The 17,002-nt window shown below is 49.3% G+C and carries 17 protein-coding genes; 16 read left to right on the top strand and 1 reads right to left on the bottom strand.

Features of this window, described 5'->3' with window-relative positions; translation table 11 throughout:
• Positions 1-5: 5 nt before the first annotated feature.
• The 10 genes from ymfI (at position 6) to BMW55_RS13025 (ending at position 10,927) form a co-directional block, all read left to right on the top strand.
• Positions 6-755 (top strand): elongation factor P 5-aminopentanone reductase, encoded by a 750-nt coding sequence (ymfI, locus tag BMW55_RS13075; RefSeq protein WP_244527561.1) that lies wholly within the window; start codon positions 6-8, stop codon positions 753-755.
• A gap of 90 nt (positions 756-845) precedes the next feature.
• Positions 846-1,100, top strand: a complete 255-nt coding sequence (locus BMW55_RS13070) for a DUF3243 domain-containing protein (RefSeq protein WP_089970004.1) — start codon at positions 846-848, stop codon at positions 1,098-1,100.
• Between the two features lie 196 nt (positions 1,101-1,296).
• The gene (locus tag BMW55_RS13065) at positions 1,297-2,061 is read left to right on the top strand and encodes a DUF3388 domain-containing protein (protein ID WP_089970002.1); all 765 of its coding nucleotides are present in this window, start codon (positions 1,297-1,299) and stop codon (positions 2,059-2,061) included.
• Between the two features lie 31 nt (positions 2,062-2,092).
• On the top strand, positions 2,093-3,157 hold the full coding sequence (locus BMW55_RS13060) for a helix-turn-helix domain-containing protein (RefSeq protein ID WP_089970000.1): 1,065 nt from the start codon (positions 2,093-2,095) through the stop codon (positions 3,155-3,157).
• Positions 3,158-3,189: 32 nt separating this feature from the next.
• The gene (locus tag BMW55_RS13055) at positions 3,190-4,443 is read left to right on the top strand and encodes a helix-turn-helix domain-containing protein (protein ID WP_089969998.1); all 1,254 of its coding nucleotides are present in this window, start codon (positions 3,190-3,192) and stop codon (positions 4,441-4,443) included.
• A gap of 402 nt (positions 4,444-4,845) precedes the next feature.
• On the top strand, positions 4,846-6,255 hold the full coding sequence (locus tag BMW55_RS13050; protein ID WP_170839923.1) for a helix-turn-helix domain-containing protein: 1,410 nt from the start codon (positions 4,846-4,848) through the stop codon (positions 6,253-6,255).
• 110 nt (positions 6,256-6,365) lie between these two features.
• Positions 6,366-7,181, top strand: coding sequence for a RodZ domain-containing protein (locus BMW55_RS13045; protein WP_089969994.1), 816 nt, complete (start codon positions 6,366-6,368; stop codon positions 7,179-7,181).
• A 295-nt stretch (positions 7,182-7,476) separates the two neighbouring features.
• On the top strand, positions 7,477-8,058 hold the full coding sequence (gene pgsA, locus BMW55_RS13035) for a CDP-diacylglycerol--glycerol-3-phosphate 3-phosphatidyltransferase (RefSeq protein ID WP_089969990.1): 582 nt from the start codon (positions 7,477-7,479) through the stop codon (positions 8,056-8,058).
• 35 nt (positions 8,059-8,093) lie between these two features.
• Entirely contained in the window at positions 8,094-9,347 is a 1,254-nt protein-coding gene (locus BMW55_RS13030) for a competence/damage-inducible protein A (protein WP_089969987.1), read from the top strand.
• On the top strand, positions 9,344-10,927 hold the full coding sequence (locus BMW55_RS13025; RefSeq protein ID WP_089969986.1) for a DEAD/DEAH box helicase: 1,584 nt from the start codon (positions 9,344-9,346) through the stop codon (positions 10,925-10,927). Before BMW55_RS13030 ends, BMW55_RS13025 begins: the two co-directional genes overlap by 4 nt.
• Before the next feature lie 76 nt (positions 10,928-11,003).
• Here the strand turns inward: BMW55_RS13025 and BMW55_RS13020 are convergent, their stop codons facing one another.
• The gene (locus tag BMW55_RS13020) at positions 11,004-11,318 is read right to left on the bottom strand and encodes a metal-sulfur cluster assembly factor (RefSeq protein ID WP_089970096.1); all 315 of its coding nucleotides are present in this window, start codon (positions 11,316-11,318) and stop codon (positions 11,004-11,006) included.
• A gap of 228 nt (positions 11,319-11,546) precedes the next feature.
• Here BMW55_RS13020 and recA point away from each other — a divergent pair, with 228 nt between their 5' ends.
• The 6 genes from recA to BMW55_RS12990 are packed head-to-tail and all read left to right on the top strand — an operon-like array spanning position 11,547 to position 16,685.
• Positions 11,547-12,647, top strand: coding sequence for a recombinase RecA (recA, locus tag BMW55_RS13015; protein ID WP_089969983.1), 1,101 nt, complete (start codon positions 11,547-11,549; stop codon positions 12,645-12,647).
• A 33-nt stretch (positions 12,648-12,680) separates the two neighbouring features.
• Positions 12,681-13,337 (top strand): RecX family transcriptional regulator, encoded by a 657-nt coding sequence (locus BMW55_RS13010; protein WP_089969981.1) that lies wholly within the window; start codon positions 12,681-12,683, stop codon positions 13,335-13,337.
• On the top strand, positions 13,337-14,317 hold the full coding sequence (locus BMW55_RS13005) for a metallophosphoesterase family protein (RefSeq protein WP_089969978.1): 981 nt from the start codon (positions 13,337-13,339) through the stop codon (positions 14,315-14,317). Before BMW55_RS13010 ends, BMW55_RS13005 begins: the two co-directional genes overlap by 1 nt.
• A complete protein-coding gene (locus BMW55_RS13000; protein WP_089969976.1) occupies positions 14,317-15,795 on the top strand; it encodes an AAA family ATPase in 1,479 nt (492 codons plus the stop codon). Before BMW55_RS13005 ends, BMW55_RS13000 begins: the two co-directional genes overlap by 1 nt.
• A complete protein-coding gene (locus BMW55_RS12995) occupies positions 15,770-16,030 on the top strand; it encodes a hypothetical protein (RefSeq protein ID WP_089969974.1) in 261 nt (86 codons plus the stop codon). Before BMW55_RS13000 ends, BMW55_RS12995 begins: the two co-directional genes overlap by 26 nt.
• A complete protein-coding gene (locus BMW55_RS12990; protein WP_089969971.1) occupies positions 16,017-16,685 on the top strand; it encodes an ATPase in 669 nt (222 codons plus the stop codon). The genes BMW55_RS12995 and BMW55_RS12990 overlap by 14 nt, the downstream gene beginning before the upstream one ends.
• The last annotated feature ends 317 nt before the right edge of the window (positions 16,686-17,002 follow it).

The raw sequence follows: 17,002 nt of genomic DNA, 5'->3' as shown, positions 1-17,002 counted from the left end.
TGCCGATGTATTCTTTATCAGGACAGGTCGCATGGATCACAGGAGCGAGCGGGGGGATCGGTTCCGCTATTGCCTTAAGCCTGGCCGAGGCGGGTGCTGATGTAGCCGTCGGTTATTTGAAGAAGAAGGAAGCCGCTCTCCAAGTGGCGGAAAAATGCCGTGCTTTTCATGTAAAGGCTGAAGCGGTATATGTGGATGTTACATCCAGAGAGTCCGTATCGGCGGCTTTCGAACAAATCCGATACCGCCTGGGACTTCCCACGCTCCTGATTCATGCATCCGGGAACTCGCATTTTTCTCTGTTCCAAGATGTGACCGACGAGGTGTTTGACGAGGTGATGAATGTTCATGTCCGCGGGGCATATTACCTCATACAGTCCGTTTTGCCTTCCATGATCCGGAAAAAAGACGGACGAATTATTTTGCTCTCCTCGATTTGGGGGGAAACCGGAGGAGCGGGTGAGGTGATCTATTCTGCGGCCAAAGGGGCACAAATCAGCATGGTCAAAGCATTGGCGAAAGAATTGGCCCCATCCGGGATCACGGTGAACGCCGTTGCCCCGGGAGCCATTCTGACTCCGATGTTAAAAGATCAATTGAATACAAGTGAACAACAGGCACTGGCAGAGGAAATACCCGCGGGACGCCTGGGTGATCCGAAAGATGTCGCTTCCATCGTCCGTTATCTTTGTTTGCCGGAGTCTTCCTATGTTACCGGTCAGGTGTTGCGCGTAAATGGCGGTTGGTATACATGAATGCGGCTGGAAAAACGGACGCATAATCTGGGGGGATTCGACTCATATTACTCTTAGATGTTTTGATTGACAGTTAAAGGAGGGAAATCGATGTCCGTACTCGATAATTTCCAGGAGTGGAAAGAATTTTTATCCGCTCGTGTCAGCCAAGCGCAAGGCATGGGGATGAATAACGAAAACATCACCGATTTGGCCTATCAGCTTGGAGACTACTTAGCCAATGATATTGATCCGCAAAATGCCCAAGAGCGCCTGTTAAAAGATTTATGGGATGCAGCAAGTGAAGAAGAACAACGGATGCTTGCTAGTTTAATGGTAAAAATGGTCAGTGACGGAAAAAAATGAGCCTAAACATCTGCTAGAAATAAAACGCCCCAAAAAAGTCGGGCGTTTTATTTCGTTGAGGCATGAATTTCTTTTACATAAGGATTTCTTTGTTAAAAGTGGTTTCCCAAGTCTTTCATCATATGCTATACTTAAAAACATATTAAAGATGAGTGTCGACTCATGCAGCCGGATGGATTGAAAAGGGTGTGTTTCCATGGATAGCCAGGAATGGTATTTAGAATATCAGATTCATAAAAACCGCCCTGGATTATTAGGAGATATTGCTTCATTATTGGGGATGCTTTCCATTAATATTTTAACAATAAATGGTGTGGAAAATAACAGACGGGGCATGCTTCTGCGGACGGAAGATGAAGAAAAGATTGAGGCCCTCAAACATATTTTGTCGCGGGTCGATAATATTACGATCACGGCTTTGCGCGCTCCCAAACTTGTGGATCGCATGGCAGTCCGACATGGAAGGTATTTGGACCGTTGTCTAGAAGATAAACGTACGTACCGCTTCACCCGTGACGAACTTGGTTTGTTGGTCGATTTTATGGCGGAATTGTTCAAAAAAGACGGACATCAGCTGATCGGTGTAAGGGGCATGCCGCGGGTTGGCAAGACGGAATCGATTGTCGCATCCAGTGTCTGCGCAAACAAGCGATGGACGTTCGTCTCATCCACCCTGCTCAGGCAAACGGTGCGAAGCCAGTTGGCTCATGACGAAATGTCCAGCCAGAACGTTTATATCATCGACGGGATCGTGTCCACCATGCGATCAACGGAGCGGCACGATCTGTTGGTGAGGGAGATCATGCGGATGGATGCTACCAAAGTGATTGAACATCCTGATGTATTTGTGCGCGAAACGGAGTTTACCCTGGATGACTTCCATTACATCATCGAACTCAGAAATCATCCGGATGAAGTCATTACATATGACGTGTTGGAACCCGGATTTGAAAGCTTTTAATGGTTACTTATGTTTTTGAGGAGGTAGTTGCATGGCGGGTGTGGGCATTTATTTAAGACAAGCCAGAGAACAATTGGGGTACAGTCTTGAGGAAATGAATCGAATCACAAATATTCATACTGAATATTTGTACGCATTGGAAAATGATCAATTCGACAGGCTTCCGAGCCCTTTCTATGCCCGGGCTTTTCTGAGAACGTATGCGAAATGTCTGGGATTGGAAGTTCAACCCTTGCTGGACCTTTACGAAAAACTCACCCGGACCGCAGCCCCGATGAGCGAGCACAGGTCTGCTTTCACAGCCGGTCGCCGGTATGATACTGCCGGACAGCGGTTGATGCTTCCTGAACGGACAGAACAAACCGGTCAACATTATTTGCCCGCGCAGAGCCGAAATGCTGTCCGCGGGCGGCGAGTGTCTGCATCTGAGCTGGAATCGACCGGACGGCAAACTCCGGTTGCTGCGCATACGCAAAAACACGTACCGGTATCCAATCCGTTTCCCAACTTGCCGAAGCCGGACCTTAGCGCTCAGACATTATCCCCGCGCCGCGTCGCGTTGGAAGCCAAACAGGGTCTGGCCAATGAAGAAGCAAAGAGGCTGGGCAGAAAGGGCAAAAAATTCCCTGCCATTGCTGCCGCTGTCGGCGCGTTGATCCTTGCCGGCGGAGTTTATTATTTCGCTTTTGGAAACGAAACCAACCAGACTTCGGAAAGCGAACCGCAGCAAATTTCCGAGATCGATACATCCGTAAATGCCGACGGTCAAAAAACTCCGATTTTGGAACAAGGGGAAACCCCCGAAAGAGAATATGATGGTCAATTGTACACGATCAGCAATGTTGATAAACTGGAAGTAGTGTTGAAAGTAAAGGAAGGGGAGTCCAGGCTTTTTTATGCTCCCACTCCGAATGACCCCTTTAAAGAGCTGACTTTGCGGACCGGACAAGTATTGAAATTGGATACGGCTGGCAAGGATCACATTTGGTTCCGTCTGTCTGTGCCTTCCAATGTGGATATATCGGTCAATGGTCAGCAAATTAGCACGGAGGCGCAGGATACCGAAAAAAGCTACCGTGTTCAACTTAAGAAATGACAGCTGTATGGTGAGTTGTAGGAGGGGTTTTTTTGTCAGTCGATATTGGCAAGCGCTTAAAACATGCCCGTGAATCGAAGGGAATTTCGCTGGAAGAACTTGAAGCGCGTACCCGTATTCATCGGAAATATTTGATGGCTTTGGAGAATGGTCAATTCGAACTGTTGCCAAGTCCCGTTTACGTCCGTTCCTACCTGCGGTCGTATGCGAACGCGGTAGGAGAAAACCCGCAAAACATTTTAAAATATTACCGTCCGCCTGCTCGTCCTTCATCATCTCTTGAGCAGACAAGCTCTTTTCGATCGGTTGACCGAGGGGGGCGCCGTGAGCTCTCGTTGCCGTCGCCGACAGAGCGGATGTCTCCCGGACCGGATGACTCGTACGGGCAGCATACTGAGACGCATCGAGGGTGGTCGCGTACCCGTTACCGCTCTGCACAGGGAAGAGAAGAGGCTGACCTTCATCAACCGCAAGTTGATTCGGGAGCCTATTCAACCTCGCTGACCAAGCGGTCTATTCGTACATCGAGGGATCAGGCGGGCTACCCGGAAGGGTCTCTTCCTGAATCGCGACGTGTTTCATACCGTTCGGCAAATGTACAGGGAGAAGAGACTTTTCGCAAACCGATTATGCCTCCGGATGTTCCGGATCCGGAGGAATTGGGAATCGGTTTTGATGCGGGGGAGCTCTCGGGCAAAGAGGGACGTTATTCATCTTTGCCAAGCCGGCGCCACTTAACCCGGTCAGGGCCTCACCAATCTGAATCGACGGAAGAAAATGATCAGAAAAAATCCGGATTTACCTTTGGCAGATTGTATACCTGGATGCTGGTTGCAGGTGCCGTACTGTTAATTATCGCTACCGGTTATTTCATGTATTACAGGATGACAACCGCTTCCGGTCAACCGGGCCAAAATCCTTCCGTTGCCCAGCAGGAAACTAAAGAGGGCACTTCCAAACCGGCCGGAAAGCCGATTCTCACCATGTTGTTCTCTTCGCAAAAAGATGCCGACCGCTATGAATTATACAATGCGGAAAAGCTGGAACTGAAAATCGTTTCGCGCAATGGCGGATCGAGCGGTTTTGAAATTCGCGATCAAGAGGTGGCAGATCCTTTGGTAAAGGATGAGGTGACCCCTTCAAAGGAGTTTACCAAATCCTTTACCACAGGGATTTGGCTTACATTGTCGCAACCAAATCAGGTAGAGGTCACCGTCAACGGCAAACCGATTGTTACCGACATTTATACCAACGAAAAAGTGATTAATATCTCCTTTGTCCGATAAGCTCTCACCAGAAGAGAGCTTTTTTTGACATATTGGAGCTACACATGGTATGCTTGTATCAAATTTGATGTAGTTACATTGTGATCCGACGTGGGGATGAGCAGTACACAACATGCGGGAAGCCGGAAATCAAGGCTTGCCTTCAGCATGTCATCAGGGTAGGGATGCTTGCTATCCTGACATTCTAATTGGAATTTTTTTGGAATCGGACAATTTGATCATTTGATGGACCGTGCATGCCACTTTATGATAACCTCAGACAAGGGTGATCACGAAAATAATCCCGATTTGGGCGAGGAAAGAAATACAGAAAAGAAATACAGAAATGATCAGGTTGGAGATCGTTCCCGCTTTACCGGCTTTTTCAGCGGGATTTGAACAGCCTTGCAGGAGGTGACCGGGGTGTTTGTCGAAATTGGATCCTATCTTCGACAAGCCCGTGAGTCGATTGGACTTTCCCTAGATCAATTACAGGAAAAAACGAAAATTCAAAAATCGTTTTTGGTCGCAATCGAAAACGGTGAATTCCATAAACTGCCAAGTCCGTTTTATGTCAGAACCTATTTGCGCTCTTATGCCAATTGCGTAAAAGTGGAACCACATCACATATTGAGGCAATACCGGAAAGCAGAGCAGGCTGAGCGTGGGTTAACCGGAGTACATAAAGCAATCGATGAAAAAGATTTAGAGCAGACAAAAAGATTGCCCTTGCAAAAGACGGGAAGGAATCCGGTGGTAACGGGACCGCAGAAAACTGTATCCCAAACTCAAACCTTCCCCAATGCCCCGAGAAACAGGACAAGCTTAAATACAGCTTTGACGATCGCCAAGTCTTCCAACGAACCAGCCGATGATTTATCCAGAAAAGATAAAGAATTGGCGCGCCGGAATTTAGGGTATCAACGGGCAGGCAATCTCATGCGGACCAATCCTCCTCGTCCGTCTCTGGCTGAGGATGCGCCTCCTTCAGGGCCGGTTCGTCCTCATCCTGAACCCACGGTTCACCCGCAGCATGAGACCGTGCGCGAGCCGGGAACCGGGGGGCTTTCCCGCCGGTCGAGAGAGTCACAAAAAGTGAGTCCCCCGATCCCTTCTGTCAATCAGGACTCATTATCAAGGATGTCCAGGGTGAGAAAGGACCTTTCCGGATCGATTCCCCCTGTGGTACCCAGCCGTGCATCTTTCGAGAGTGCGGATGAGGATAAAGGCTTTGTTCCGGAAGGGGTTTCCCGTGTCCAAACATTGAGCCGGAAAGCCGTCAAGGGGCGGAAAGCAGCAAACAAATCGGGAAAAACCAAATCTGCAAAACTGCGCTATGTATGGATGACCGTCGCAGGGGTTGCCGTTCTGGTTCCACTCGTGTGGGGGGCCATGAACTTCCTCGGCGATGATGAAAAAAACGCGGGCAATCCGCCAAAGGCTTCGACACCGGCGGACGAATCTCCAAAAACCAGTCAAGGTCAACCGGAGCAGCCCGCAGGTGGACAACCCACAGGTACCTTAAAGCTGGTGGAACAAGCTCAAAAAATCAATCATTATCATCTGAGCGGAGCGGACCAAATTAAAATTGCCATCAAAGGAACCGGCGGAGGATCCTGGGTGCAGATCAGAGACAACATGAATTTACAGGATCAAAAAGATTACATTGAAGACCGGACGGTTACAAAAGGTTACACCTGGACTTACACTTATCAATTTGACAACTCGCCAGAAGTATATATTTTATTAGGCAAACCACAAAACGTCATCGTTTCGGTCAACGGCCAAGCGGTCAATACAGCTAATTGGATCCATATTAAAAAGACGGACTGAGCAAGCCCTCAATCGGGCTTGCTTGCTTTTTGACTGTACTTTTGTTTCTAGGCTATACTGTAAGAGTTGAATGTTTTGCCTTATCATGCAACAGGAGGTACCAGATTTACATGTCCAATTCTGCTGCGGATCAGTTGAAAAAAGCGCGGCAAAGCAGAAATTTGAGTATTGAAGAAATTGCCGGGGAAATGAATATCCAACCCCAGTATTTGGAAGCAATTGAAAAAGGTGATTTTTCTGCTTTGCCGGATCTTATGTTTGCTCAGGAATTTATACGAACTTATGCCAATTATCTGGGGGTAGATCCCAACCCTGTTTTGCATGAGTATAGAAATTTTCGTAACCCCGTAGAAAAAACACCACAGGAAAATGTTTCACCCATTGCTTTAAGCCGAAGGGAGAGGCATGCGCAAAATCGGTCGCAACGGCAATTTCGCATCCCGCTGCCCCCAAAAAAGTGGCTGGTCTGGGGAGGAGGAATCGTCTGTCTGCTCCTTGTTACTTTCATCACCTGGCTGTTTCTGGATCAGGAAGAACCGGCCGCCCAGACGGTGGAATCCAAGCCGCCTGCGAGTTCGCCATCTCCCGCTCCCCAAATACAATCCAGGCCGACGGTCAGTTTGCTTCAACCCTCCGAAACTTATAAGTACGGAGATGTGTACGGGATAAAGAACGCCGACCGCGTGGAGCTAAAACTGACAGCCGTGAAACCGACCGAAATCCGCGTCCGTGCTGACGGACCGACCGGAAAAATACTGGCCGAGAAAAAATTGACCCCAGGGAAAACAGAAACCTTTACTCATGAAAAATGGATTTCCCTTCGTGTCGATCACCCCAATTATGTCAATCTGTTCGTCAATGGAGTAAAGATCGATACCGCGGAACAAAAAGAGGTTCATATATATCAATTAAAGTTAACAGACTGAGAAAAGAGCAGGGCAATTCAACCCTGCTCTTTTTGACATGCCCGTTCCGCTTGGTTTATACTTACGAAAGGATTGGATGATCGACGTTTCGGATCTGGAGAGAGCAATGTGGCAAATGAAAAAATCAGGCATGCTGAAAAAGAAAACTTGCGGCTAAAATGGGACATTCCAATGTTTGCACGGATTCGCGGAGTCCGTGTAAGCAAAAGACGAACGCATTTGTGGGGAGAACATGAAATATGGGGAATAGACCACCATAGACTCCATTTTTACTTTGCCAGGGAGGTTGGTTGAGGTGAACTTGGCCAACAAAATTACGCTGGCCCGCATTTTCCTTGTACCAGTTGTGATGATTTTTTTATTGGTACAATTTGATATCGGCTATATTGAAGTGGGAAAAGTCAAGTTGAATGTGAACGAATTAATCGCCACTGTTGTCTTCATCTTGGCGGCGGTGACCGATGGCCTGGATGGTTATATTGCGCGTAAGAATAAAATCGTGACAAACCTGGGGAAATTTTTGGACCCCTTAGCAGATAAATTGTTGATTACAGCTGCACTGGTTTCGCTGGTCGAACTGCAACGGCTCGATGCCTGGATCGCCATCGTGATCATCAGTCGGGAATTTGCCGTAACAGGACTTCGATTGATCGCGGCGGCGGAAGGATATGTGATTGCAGCCAGCCCGCTCGGGAAATTGAAGACCATCATCCAAATCATCGCGATTGTTTCCCTGATGTTAAACAACGTTCCTTTTTCAACGATCCCTTTTCCCTTCGCATATATAGCTACCTGGCTGGCGGTGTTGATTACGGTCATATCCGGATTGGACTATTTTTATAAAAACAGAAAAATCGTTTCATTGACCAAACCGTAGGATTGTACTTAAGGTGAGGAGAAAGGAAAGGTTTGATGCGCGCGGAGATCATTACAGTCGGAACGGAACTCTTGCTCGGGCAGACGGTGGATACTCATTCTTCCTACTTGTCCCGTGAGTGTTCTGCTCTAGGTATCGATGTATATTATCATACTTCTGTCGGCGATAATGTCCGGAGATTGTCGGAGGTTTTTCGCTTAGCCGGTTCCCGTTCTGACCTCGTCTTGGTATGCGGTGGCCTGGGTCCTACGATGGATGATTTGACGAAAGAGACATTGGCTGATGTTTTGGGGATTCAGCTGGTTCAGGATCCGGATGTTGTCGCCCGTCTGGAAAAATATTTTGACGGACGCAGTCAGCAGATGCCGCAAAATAATTATAAACAAACCTATGTTTTTCCGGATGGGGATGTCTTTGTCAATTTGAATGGAACGGCTCCTGGTTTGGCTGTCAGCAAAAATGGCGTTACATATGTGTTGATGCCTGGCCCCCCCAAGGAATTGATTCCGATGTTTGAAAATAGCATACGTCCGTTTCTCATCGATCTATTGCCGGGAAATGAGGTCATTGTTTCCCGCACTCTCTCCTTCTTCGGGATTGGTGAATCTCTGCTGGAAGAGCGCTTAAAGGACTTCATAGAGAATCAATCCAACCCGACGATTGCCCCTTATGCGAAGGAAGCCGGGGTTACTCTACGGTTAACAGCCAAGGCAAAACATGAACAAGCGGCACATGATTTGATCGCACCCGTTAAAGCCAAAATTTTGGAGCGCGTGGGGGAATACTGTTTTAGTGAAAATGAAGAGTCCCTGGAAGAAGTTGTTGTCTCTCTCTTGCGCGGCCGACAGCGGACTGTCAGCTTTGCAGAGAGTTGTACAGGCGGACTGCTCAGCCATTTGCTGTCTACCGTACCTGGATGCAGTCTTGTGCTCAAAGGCGGGATTGTCTCATATACCGATGAGGTCAAAAATCGCATGCTGGATGTACCCGCCGACATTCTTGATGAACATGGCGCCATCAGTCCGGCTGCTGCTGAATCCATGGCTTCAGAGGCGATGCACAAGTTTCAATCCGACTTTGCAATCAGCATTACGGGTGTGGCAGGGCCGGATTCGGCGGATGGAAAACCGGTGGGCCGAGTTTATATCGGATTGGCTGAAGCGGGAAGACCCACTCGTGTCTACCAATTGGCTCTTAAGGGCTCGCGTGGGCGGATTCAGCTTCTGGCGGCAAAGCACGCATTATTCATCCTTCAGCAACGATTAAAGAAAGGTGAAACCACAACATGACTCGTTTTGATCAGTTTCAATTGAGCCCCGAAATCTTAAGAGGGATTCAGGACCTGGGGTTTGAAGAACCATCTCCGATTCAAGCTGAGTGTATTCCTGCCGTATTGCGCGGAGAGGACGTGATCGGTCAGGCACAGACCGGCACGGGTAAGACGGCTGCTTTTGGAATTCCGGTTTTAGAAAGAGTAGATCCGACGCTGAATGAAGTGCAAGCGATCATTCTCGCCCCGACCCGGGAGCTGGCTATTCAAGTGTCTGAAGAACTGCGTCGCATCGGCCGGCCCAAAAGGGTCAAAACGTTGCCCATATACGGGGGGCAATCGATCGGCAGACAGATTAAAGCCTTGCAACAAGGAATTCATGTGGTCATCGGAACCCCGGGGCGACTCCTGGATCATCTGCGCCGGGGAACGTTAAAAGTGGACTCGGTAGAGATGGTGGTCCTGGACGAAGCAGATGAAATGCTTGACATGGGATTTATCGACGACATTGAAGAAGTGTTCCGGTTCCTGCCCGGTCAGCGGCAATTGCTCTTGTTTTCGGCTACCATGCCGCCGGCGATCCGTCAGTTGGCGCAAAAGTATATGCGGAAGCCGAAATATATTACCGTCAATCGGGGTGAAGTCACCGTTCCGATCATCAAACAGTATTATTATCGCGTGTTGGAAAATTTTAAAGTAGAGGCGCTTTGTCGTATTCTCGACAGTGAGGAAGTGGACTTATCCATCGTTTTCTGCCGCACCAAAAAAGGGGTCGATGAATTGACGGAAGCCTTGCAGGCGAGAGGATATTTAGCCGGAGGATTGCACGGGGACCTGGCACAACAGCAGCGGGACCGCGTGATGAATGCTTTCCGCAACGGAGAAATAGAGTTGTTGGTGGCTACAGACGTGGCCGCCCGCGGAATTGACGTGGGAAGCGTATCCCATGTCATCAACTACGATATTCCGCAAGATGTGGAAAGTTATGTTCATCGGATCGGACGTACCGGCCGTGCCGGACGGAAGGGATTTGCGCTCACTCTCGTCACACCAAGGGAAATGAAACAATTGCGCACCATTGAAGAAGAGACGGGTGCGCGCTTGAAAGCCCGCGAACTTCCCACTTTGGAGGAAGTAGCCGCGAAGCAGCAGCAGACATGGATGGCGCAAATTGAAGAAACGATTCGATCAGACGCAGATTTTTCATTGTTCGAGGATATGATCGAGCAGCTGAATGAGAAGTTCTCGCCGGAAAAAGTGGCTGCAGCCGCACTCTACCTGGCTTTTTCCGAACGGTTTGCCAAAAACATCGATGCCACGTACAACTTTGGTGAAACAGGTGCTTCTCCGGGAATGGTTCGCTTCTTTATCAATGTGGGCCGCAATGCCAATCTTCGCCCGCAGGAGCTTGCCAAGGCTATTTCTGAGAATTCCGGGATCTCTTTACGCCAAGTAGGCAGAATCAATATCTATGACCGCTTCTCCTTTGTGGAGGTACCCGAGGATGTAGCGCCTTTCGTGTATGAGGCCCTGCGCCAGTCCAAAATAAACGGAGCCCGGGTCAATATGGAGCCCGCCCGCCCGCGCAACAAAGTTTGATCCGGCAAAAAAAACCGAGCCCCGGAAACTTTCCGAAGGCTCGGTTTTTTGCTGAAGTGGTTTAGCCGTAGGAGTGTCAGTCGCTGATCCCGAGGGCAATCTTGGCATAACGGGACATACGGCTTTTATCCCACGGGGGATTCCACACGATATTCACTTGTACGTCTTTGACGCCGTCCACTTTTTTCACTGCATCCGTCACCAAACCGTTGATCATGCCTGCGAGCGGGCAACCCATCGCCGTCAAAGTCATGGTGATCTGAACATTCCCCTCGTCATCGAGATCCACTCCGTAGACAAGGCCCAGGTTGACGATGTCGATATTGAGCTCGGGGTCATTCACCTCTTCCAATTGTTTCATGATTTCCGCTTTCATTTTCTCTTTGTCCATCGTTTTACTCCCCCTTTCCTTTACATCTACCACCAATCCGGATTCACAAACATCCATCCTCCCTAAGAAATCCGGACCTGGCAGCGGCTCTCGCTCCGCTCCGGCGGGACGGAATCCAGTAACTTGAAAAATTTATCGAATAAATGTTCGTAAATGATCTTGGCAGACAGGAGAAAAAAATGTATGATGTTGATAGCTGATTGATGGGAGAAAAAAGGAGGAACGTGCATGTCAGATCGTCGTCAGGCGTTGGAAATGGCACTTAGACAAATAGAAAAGCAATTTGGCAAAGGCTCGATCATGAAATTGGGGGAAGAAACAAGCCCGCAAGTAGAAACGGTATCCAGCGGTGCGCTGGCTTTAGATATCGCGCTCGGGGTAGGCGGATACCCGCGTGGACGAATCATCGAAGTATATGGCCCGGAATCTTCAGGTAAGACGACGGTTGCCCTGCATGCGATTGCCGAAGTGCAAAAGAGGGGCGGCCAAGCCGCTTTTATTGATGCCGAGCACGCGCTTGACCCCGTCTATGCACGCAATTTGGGAGTGGACATCTCAGAATTGCTTTTGTCCCAGCCGGACACGGGGGAGCAAGCGCTGGAGATCGCGGAGGCGCTGGTTCGCAGCGGAGCGGTTGACATCATCGTGATCGACTCGGTTGCAGCCTTGGTGCCAAAAGCAGAAATCGAGGGAGAAATGGGCGATTCGCATGTGGGCCTGCAAGCACGCCTCATGTCCCAGGCTTTGCGGAAGCTGTCCGGTGCGATCAATAAATCGAGAACCATTGCGATTTTCATTAACCAAATTCGCGAAAAAGTAGGCGTGATGTTTGGAAACCCGGAAACAACCCCGGGGGGACGCGCCTTGAAATTCTATTCCAGCATTCGCCTTGAGGTGCGCCGTGCGGAAACGATTAAGCAAGGAAACGACATGATTGGAAACCGAACCAAAATCAAAGTCGTCAAAAATAAAGTGGCCCCTCCTTTCAAAGCGGCAGATGTTGACATCATGTTCGGGGAAGGGATCTCGAGAGAAGGAAGCGCCCTCGACATCGCGAGCGAGCTGGACATTGTAAACAAAAGCGGCGCATGGTACTCATTTGAAGGAGAACGCTTGGGCCAGGGACGGGAGAATGCCAAACAGTTCCTGAAGGAACATCCGGAAGTGTGCCTGAAAATCGAGAACCGGATTCGTACCCATTTCAGCCTTCCGCTTCTCGAAGCTGAAACTTCGGAACCAAAAAAAGCGGCTCCTGAAAAGGCTGAAAAGAAATCTAAAAAGGCCAAGGAAAAAGAAGCTCTGCTGGAGGAACCTTCGCTGGATCTCTAATCCCGACGTCTGATAAGAAGTGGGTGAGCAAAGATGAAGACAAACTTCATCACCCGGATCGAAAAACCTTCAGGCGCCGCGAAAAGATACCGTATTTATGTGAATGAAGAATACCTTTTTTCCGTCCATGAAGATGTGCTCGTCAAATACCGGCTGTATAAGGGAATGGCTGTCGATCAGGAGCAAATCCGGGAACTGCTCACGGCGGAAGAGTACAACAAAGTGCGCCTGGCCGCTCTTCGCTATCTGAGTTACAGACCCCGTACCTGCCTGGAAGTGAAGCAATATCTCGCCGGAAAGGGATATAGTGAAGAGAATGCGGAAAGAGTGATCCATGAGCTAGAGCAGCAAGGATTTTTGGATGATCGCGAGTATGCTTATGTCTGGGTTCGGGAAAAGCGGAACAGCAAAGGCCACGGTCCGCTGAGAATGAGACGGGAACTGGCGAGAAAGGGAATTGCTTCAAAGTGGATTGACGAGGCATTGGCTCATACGGATGAAGAAGAGGAGCGCCAGCTGGCAATGGAAATTGCCGAACGGCGCTATCTTCGTATTTGTCATGAACCGTGGCCGAAGGTGGAACGGAAGCTTGGGCAATACTTGCTCCGCCAAGGGTATTCAACCGAGATCGCCTGTTGGGTCTTGAATGATTTTCGATCGCGCCATAAGCAGGAAAAGGAGAATCTTTAATGCGTTTGCTGTATCTGACCGATACCCATATCCGGGGAACGTCGCCGCGCAGTCGTACGGATGATTTTCAAGAAACGATTCGGCAAAAGTTAAAAGAAGTCATCGAAATTGCCGACCGTGAACAAGTCGATGTTGTTCTGCACGGAGGGGATATTTTTGACCGCCCCAACCTTTCCCCAGCTGTCGTGCGGGAGTTTGCCCATCTGTTCCGGCATTTTCGCGCCCCTATTTATGCGATCGCAGGAAACCATGATATGTATGGCCACAACCCTTCGACCATTGACCGGACGATGCTGGGCCTGCTGGATGCCTTCGGGACGTTGGAGCTGCTTCGCGAAGGGGAAAAGGTCCGATTGGAGAAAGACGGCCTTGTCGTGCAACTGAGCGGACAGCCGTTCCACTATGATCTGGATAAGCGGGATCCTGCCCTCGACTATGCGGTGAAAAATGAAATCGGTGCAAAATACTGCATTCATATGGTTCATGGCATGTTGGTGGACAAAGCACTGCCCGACGGCGTGGCTTATACGATGGTGGATCAGGTGTGGAGTGAGAGCGTGGATATCCTGCTCACAGGCCATTACCATGCCGGATTTCCTGTTCAGCACAAGAATGGCCGGTATATTGTCAATCCCGGTGCACTTGCCCGCATCAATAATCATCCCTCGGAGATCAACCGGATGCCTCAGGTGGCTCTCATCGATTTAGGAGAGGCGATACATATCCGGCTCGTCCCATTGAAGTGTGCGGCTAAAGGGGAAACGGTGCTGGATCGTTCGTATATTGAGAAAGCGGCTTACCGCCAGGAAAAACTGGCCTCGTTTGTGCAGCAGGTTCGGGAGGCAGGGGATTTTCAGGGAATTGATGTGCTCGACATTATAGATGAAATTTCCCGGTTGGAGGGAATCGAGGACGAAGTGAAGTTTGAAGCGCAAAGGCGGATTGCCATCGAACAGGAAGCAGAAGGGGAGGCCGTGTAGTGAACTGCTTCAAAAAACTGGTGATCGAAAACTTTCAGTCCCATGTGCACACGGAGATTGATTTTTCGCAGGGTTTAAATGTCTTTGTCGGCCCGTCCGACAGTGGAAAAAGTGCGATTTTGCGGGCTTTGCGCTGGGTGTTGTTCAATCAGCCCAGGGGAACGGATTTCATCCGAACCGGAGCCGGCAAGTGCCGCGTCAGTCTGACGCTCACCGACGGGACGGAAGTGATCCGGGTCAGGGGAGCTTCGGTCAACCGGTATATTTTAAGAACACCTGACGGCGAGGAGAAAATTTTTGAAGGGTGGGGGACCGGGGTTCCACCGGAGATTGCGGAAGCTCACCGGATTCAGCCGGTCAAGCTGGATCAAAAGGAGATCTATGTACACTTTGGAACCCAGCTGGAGAGCCCTTTTTTGTTGTTTGAATCGGCCCAAAACAAGGCGAAAATCATCGGCCGGATCAGCGGCGCTCATCTCATTGACAACGCATTGAAAAAAACGGGCAGCGACCGGCAAACGGTCAACAATGAGATCAAATATCTGGAACGGCAGGCGGAACAATTAAAGGAAAAATTAAAGCCTTATGAGAATCTGTCCATACTGGAACAAGCATTGCAGCAGGCGGAAGCGTGTTACCGAGAGAGCAGGGCAAAGAAGGAAAAAGTGGAGCGACTGAAGCAGCTTTTTGATAAACTTGAGGCTGTTCGCAGGGAGCAGGAAGTCTGTCTCCGGGTCGTCCAAGAGCTGCAAAACATCCCGGATGCGGACCGGTTGTTGTCAGAACTGGAACGTAAACATCTTCTCTACCGTCAGCTTGCGAGGCTCCGGGAGCAAAGAGAAAGAGTCCGGGCCGGGAAGGAAATTTGTCTGGAAATCATAGAAAAATCGCAAGCGCTGCCGCAAGTGAACGAACACCTCGTTTCCCTGGAATTCAAACAAGAAAGGCTTGTTCAATTGCGCAGGATCAAATCCAGGCGGGATGAACTTGACAGGCAAAGAAAGCGGGAAAAAGAGACACTTGACAAACTTGCCCGCATTCCGGAAACGGCCGAAACGATTGAAAAGCTGCAGAGTCAGATGGTGCGCCGACAACAGCTCATCCAATTAAACGGAAAATGGACAACGATTCAGCGGGAAAAACAGAAAATCAAGCACGTCATTCTTGTCAATAGGGAAGTTCCCGAGTTGTTGGCTACCATCCTTCCCGGATTGGAGCAAAAAGCGGAACGACTCCGCAAGCTGAAAGCCGTTTATGAAAAGCGGACGGATGTGAGCTGGCGAATAGACAAGGGAAAACAATTCTGCAAAGAAAAGGAAAAAGAGATGGCCAGTTTAACAGACACATGGGCGGAGTTGCTCATCAGACTGGAGAAATGTCCGACCTGCGGGTCGCGAATCAATTCATCCGTGATTCAACATATCATGGAAGAATATCGGGGAGGGGAGTCGCATGCAGCAGCTGGAAGAGAAGATTAAGCTGTTGAAGGTGCAACTGGAGAAGGCAAGAAACGATCTGTTTAAAGCGGAAGCCAAATTGGAAAGCTTGGAGAGACAAGAAGAAGAGATCCTGAGGGAGACAAAGGAGCTTGGCGTCGAGCCGGATCAACTGCAAGAAGAGATTGCCCGGTTGGAAAAAGAGATCAATGAAGAGCTGGACAAGGCGTGGAGCCTGCTGCCCCAGGAGCTGAGAAGACCGAATGGATCGGACTGATTCTTTTGCCGAGCTGGAAGATGCTTTAAAAGCAGCCAGGAATGAATTGGTCAGCAGAAAAGCGGCCAGGGAACTTCATTTGCAACAGTTAAGGGAAGTGGAGGAAAGATGGCAGGCCTGCAATGCGGAACGGGATCTGTTGGATAAAGTTCGCCTGTTGTTTCAGCTTTCCTCTGACCATGCCCGGACTCAGGCCAAGCAGCAACTGGAGACGCTTGTTACCAATGCGTTGCAATATGTTTTCGGTTCCGCATTCCGCTTCGAGATCGAACTATCCGACCATGGCGGCAATCCTACGGCCGAGTTTTATGTGGTCACCGAATGGGAGGGGCAGACGGTCAAGAACAAACCGCAGGATTCCCGTGGCGGAGGAATTGTCGATATCGTTTCCCTTGCTTTGCGCATCGCTTTAATCGAAACGATCAAGCCCCGGCTGAAGGGACCGATCATTCTGGATGAACCGGGCAAGCATGTCAGCGAGGATTATATCGTTCCCATGATTGAGTTTTTAAAATCAGTGGGGGAAACGTTTGGACGTCAAATTATTTTGGTCACCCATAACACTCATTTGACTGAGTCAGCCGATCTTGCCTATCATGTCCGGTTATCCGGGGGCAAGTCCGAAGTGCAATTGAGCCACCGCAGGAATGGATAAACGGGGTGGCATGTGCTTTTTTATGCTCCAAATGTTCCAAGCAGCACTGATTAAAAAATCCGGTTTCCCTGAACGGGAGAACGAATCTTGACAATGGGTTTCATTAAATAATACAATTGTACTGTATCTTTGCATTTTCAACGACAGAGATACCTCTGGTTCCATGTTTTTGGTTTTCTGAAACAATGAGGAAATGTATTTCCGCTGGGCTTTTCCAGCCTTCACCTGGTATAGCAATAATTTGAGGGACGAACGAGAGAAGACCGAGTTCATCGGTCTTGTTTTTTAAATAAAAAAGCAGAGGGGGTGAGCAATGG

Origin of the sequence: Lihuaxuella thermophila, from assembly GCF_900110165.1 — a bacterium.
Lineage (GTDB): Bacteria > Bacillota > Bacilli > Thermoactinomycetales > Thermoactinomycetaceae > Lihuaxuella > Lihuaxuella thermophila.
The sequence above is the reverse complement of the archived record's forward strand: the minus strand, read 5'-3'. Positions and strand labels throughout refer to the sequence as shown.

Bases quoted from the DNA above. Each gene is read 5' to 3' on its own strand.
- BMW55_RS12995 (WP_089969974.1), top strand. From the start codon at position 15,770: ATGCAGCAGCTGGAAGAGAAGATTAAGCTGTTGAAGGTGCAACTGGAG.
- recA (WP_089969983.1), top strand. From the start codon at position 11,547: ATGTCAGATCGTCGTCAGGCGTTGGAAATGGCACTTAGACAAATAGAA.
- BMW55_RS13060 (WP_089970000.1), top strand. From the start codon at position 2,093: ATGGCGGGTGTGGGCATTTATTTAAGACAAGCCAGAGAACAATTGGGG.
- ymfI (WP_244527561.1), top strand. From the start codon at position 6: ATGTATTCTTTATCAGGACAGGTCGCATGGATCACAGGAGCGAGCGGG.
- BMW55_RS13005 (WP_089969978.1), top strand. From the start codon at position 13,337: ATGCGTTTGCTGTATCTGACCGATACCCATATCCGGGGAACGTCGCCG.
- BMW55_RS13045 (WP_089969994.1), top strand. From the start codon at position 6,366: ATGTCCAATTCTGCTGCGGATCAGTTGAAAAAAGCGCGGCAAAGCAGA.
- BMW55_RS13020 (WP_089970096.1), bottom strand. From the start codon at position 11,318: ATGGACAAAGAGAAAATGAAAGCGGAAATCATGAAACAATTGGAAGAG.
- BMW55_RS13030 (WP_089969987.1), top strand. From the start codon at position 8,094: ATGCGCGCGGAGATCATTACAGTCGGAACGGAACTCTTGCTCGGGCAG.
- BMW55_RS13070 (WP_089970004.1), top strand. From the start codon at position 846: ATGTCCGTACTCGATAATTTCCAGGAGTGGAAAGAATTTTTATCCGCT.
- BMW55_RS13025 (WP_089969986.1), top strand. From the start codon at position 9,344: ATGACTCGTTTTGATCAGTTTCAATTGAGCCCCGAAATCTTAAGAGGG.
- BMW55_RS13010 (WP_089969981.1), top strand. From the start codon at position 12,681: ATGAAGACAAACTTCATCACCCGGATCGAAAAACCTTCAGGCGCCGCG.
- BMW55_RS13065 (WP_089970002.1), top strand. From the start codon at position 1,297: ATGGATAGCCAGGAATGGTATTTAGAATATCAGATTCATAAAAACCGC.
- BMW55_RS12990 (WP_089969971.1), top strand. From the start codon at position 16,017: ATGGATCGGACTGATTCTTTTGCCGAGCTGGAAGATGCTTTAAAAGCA.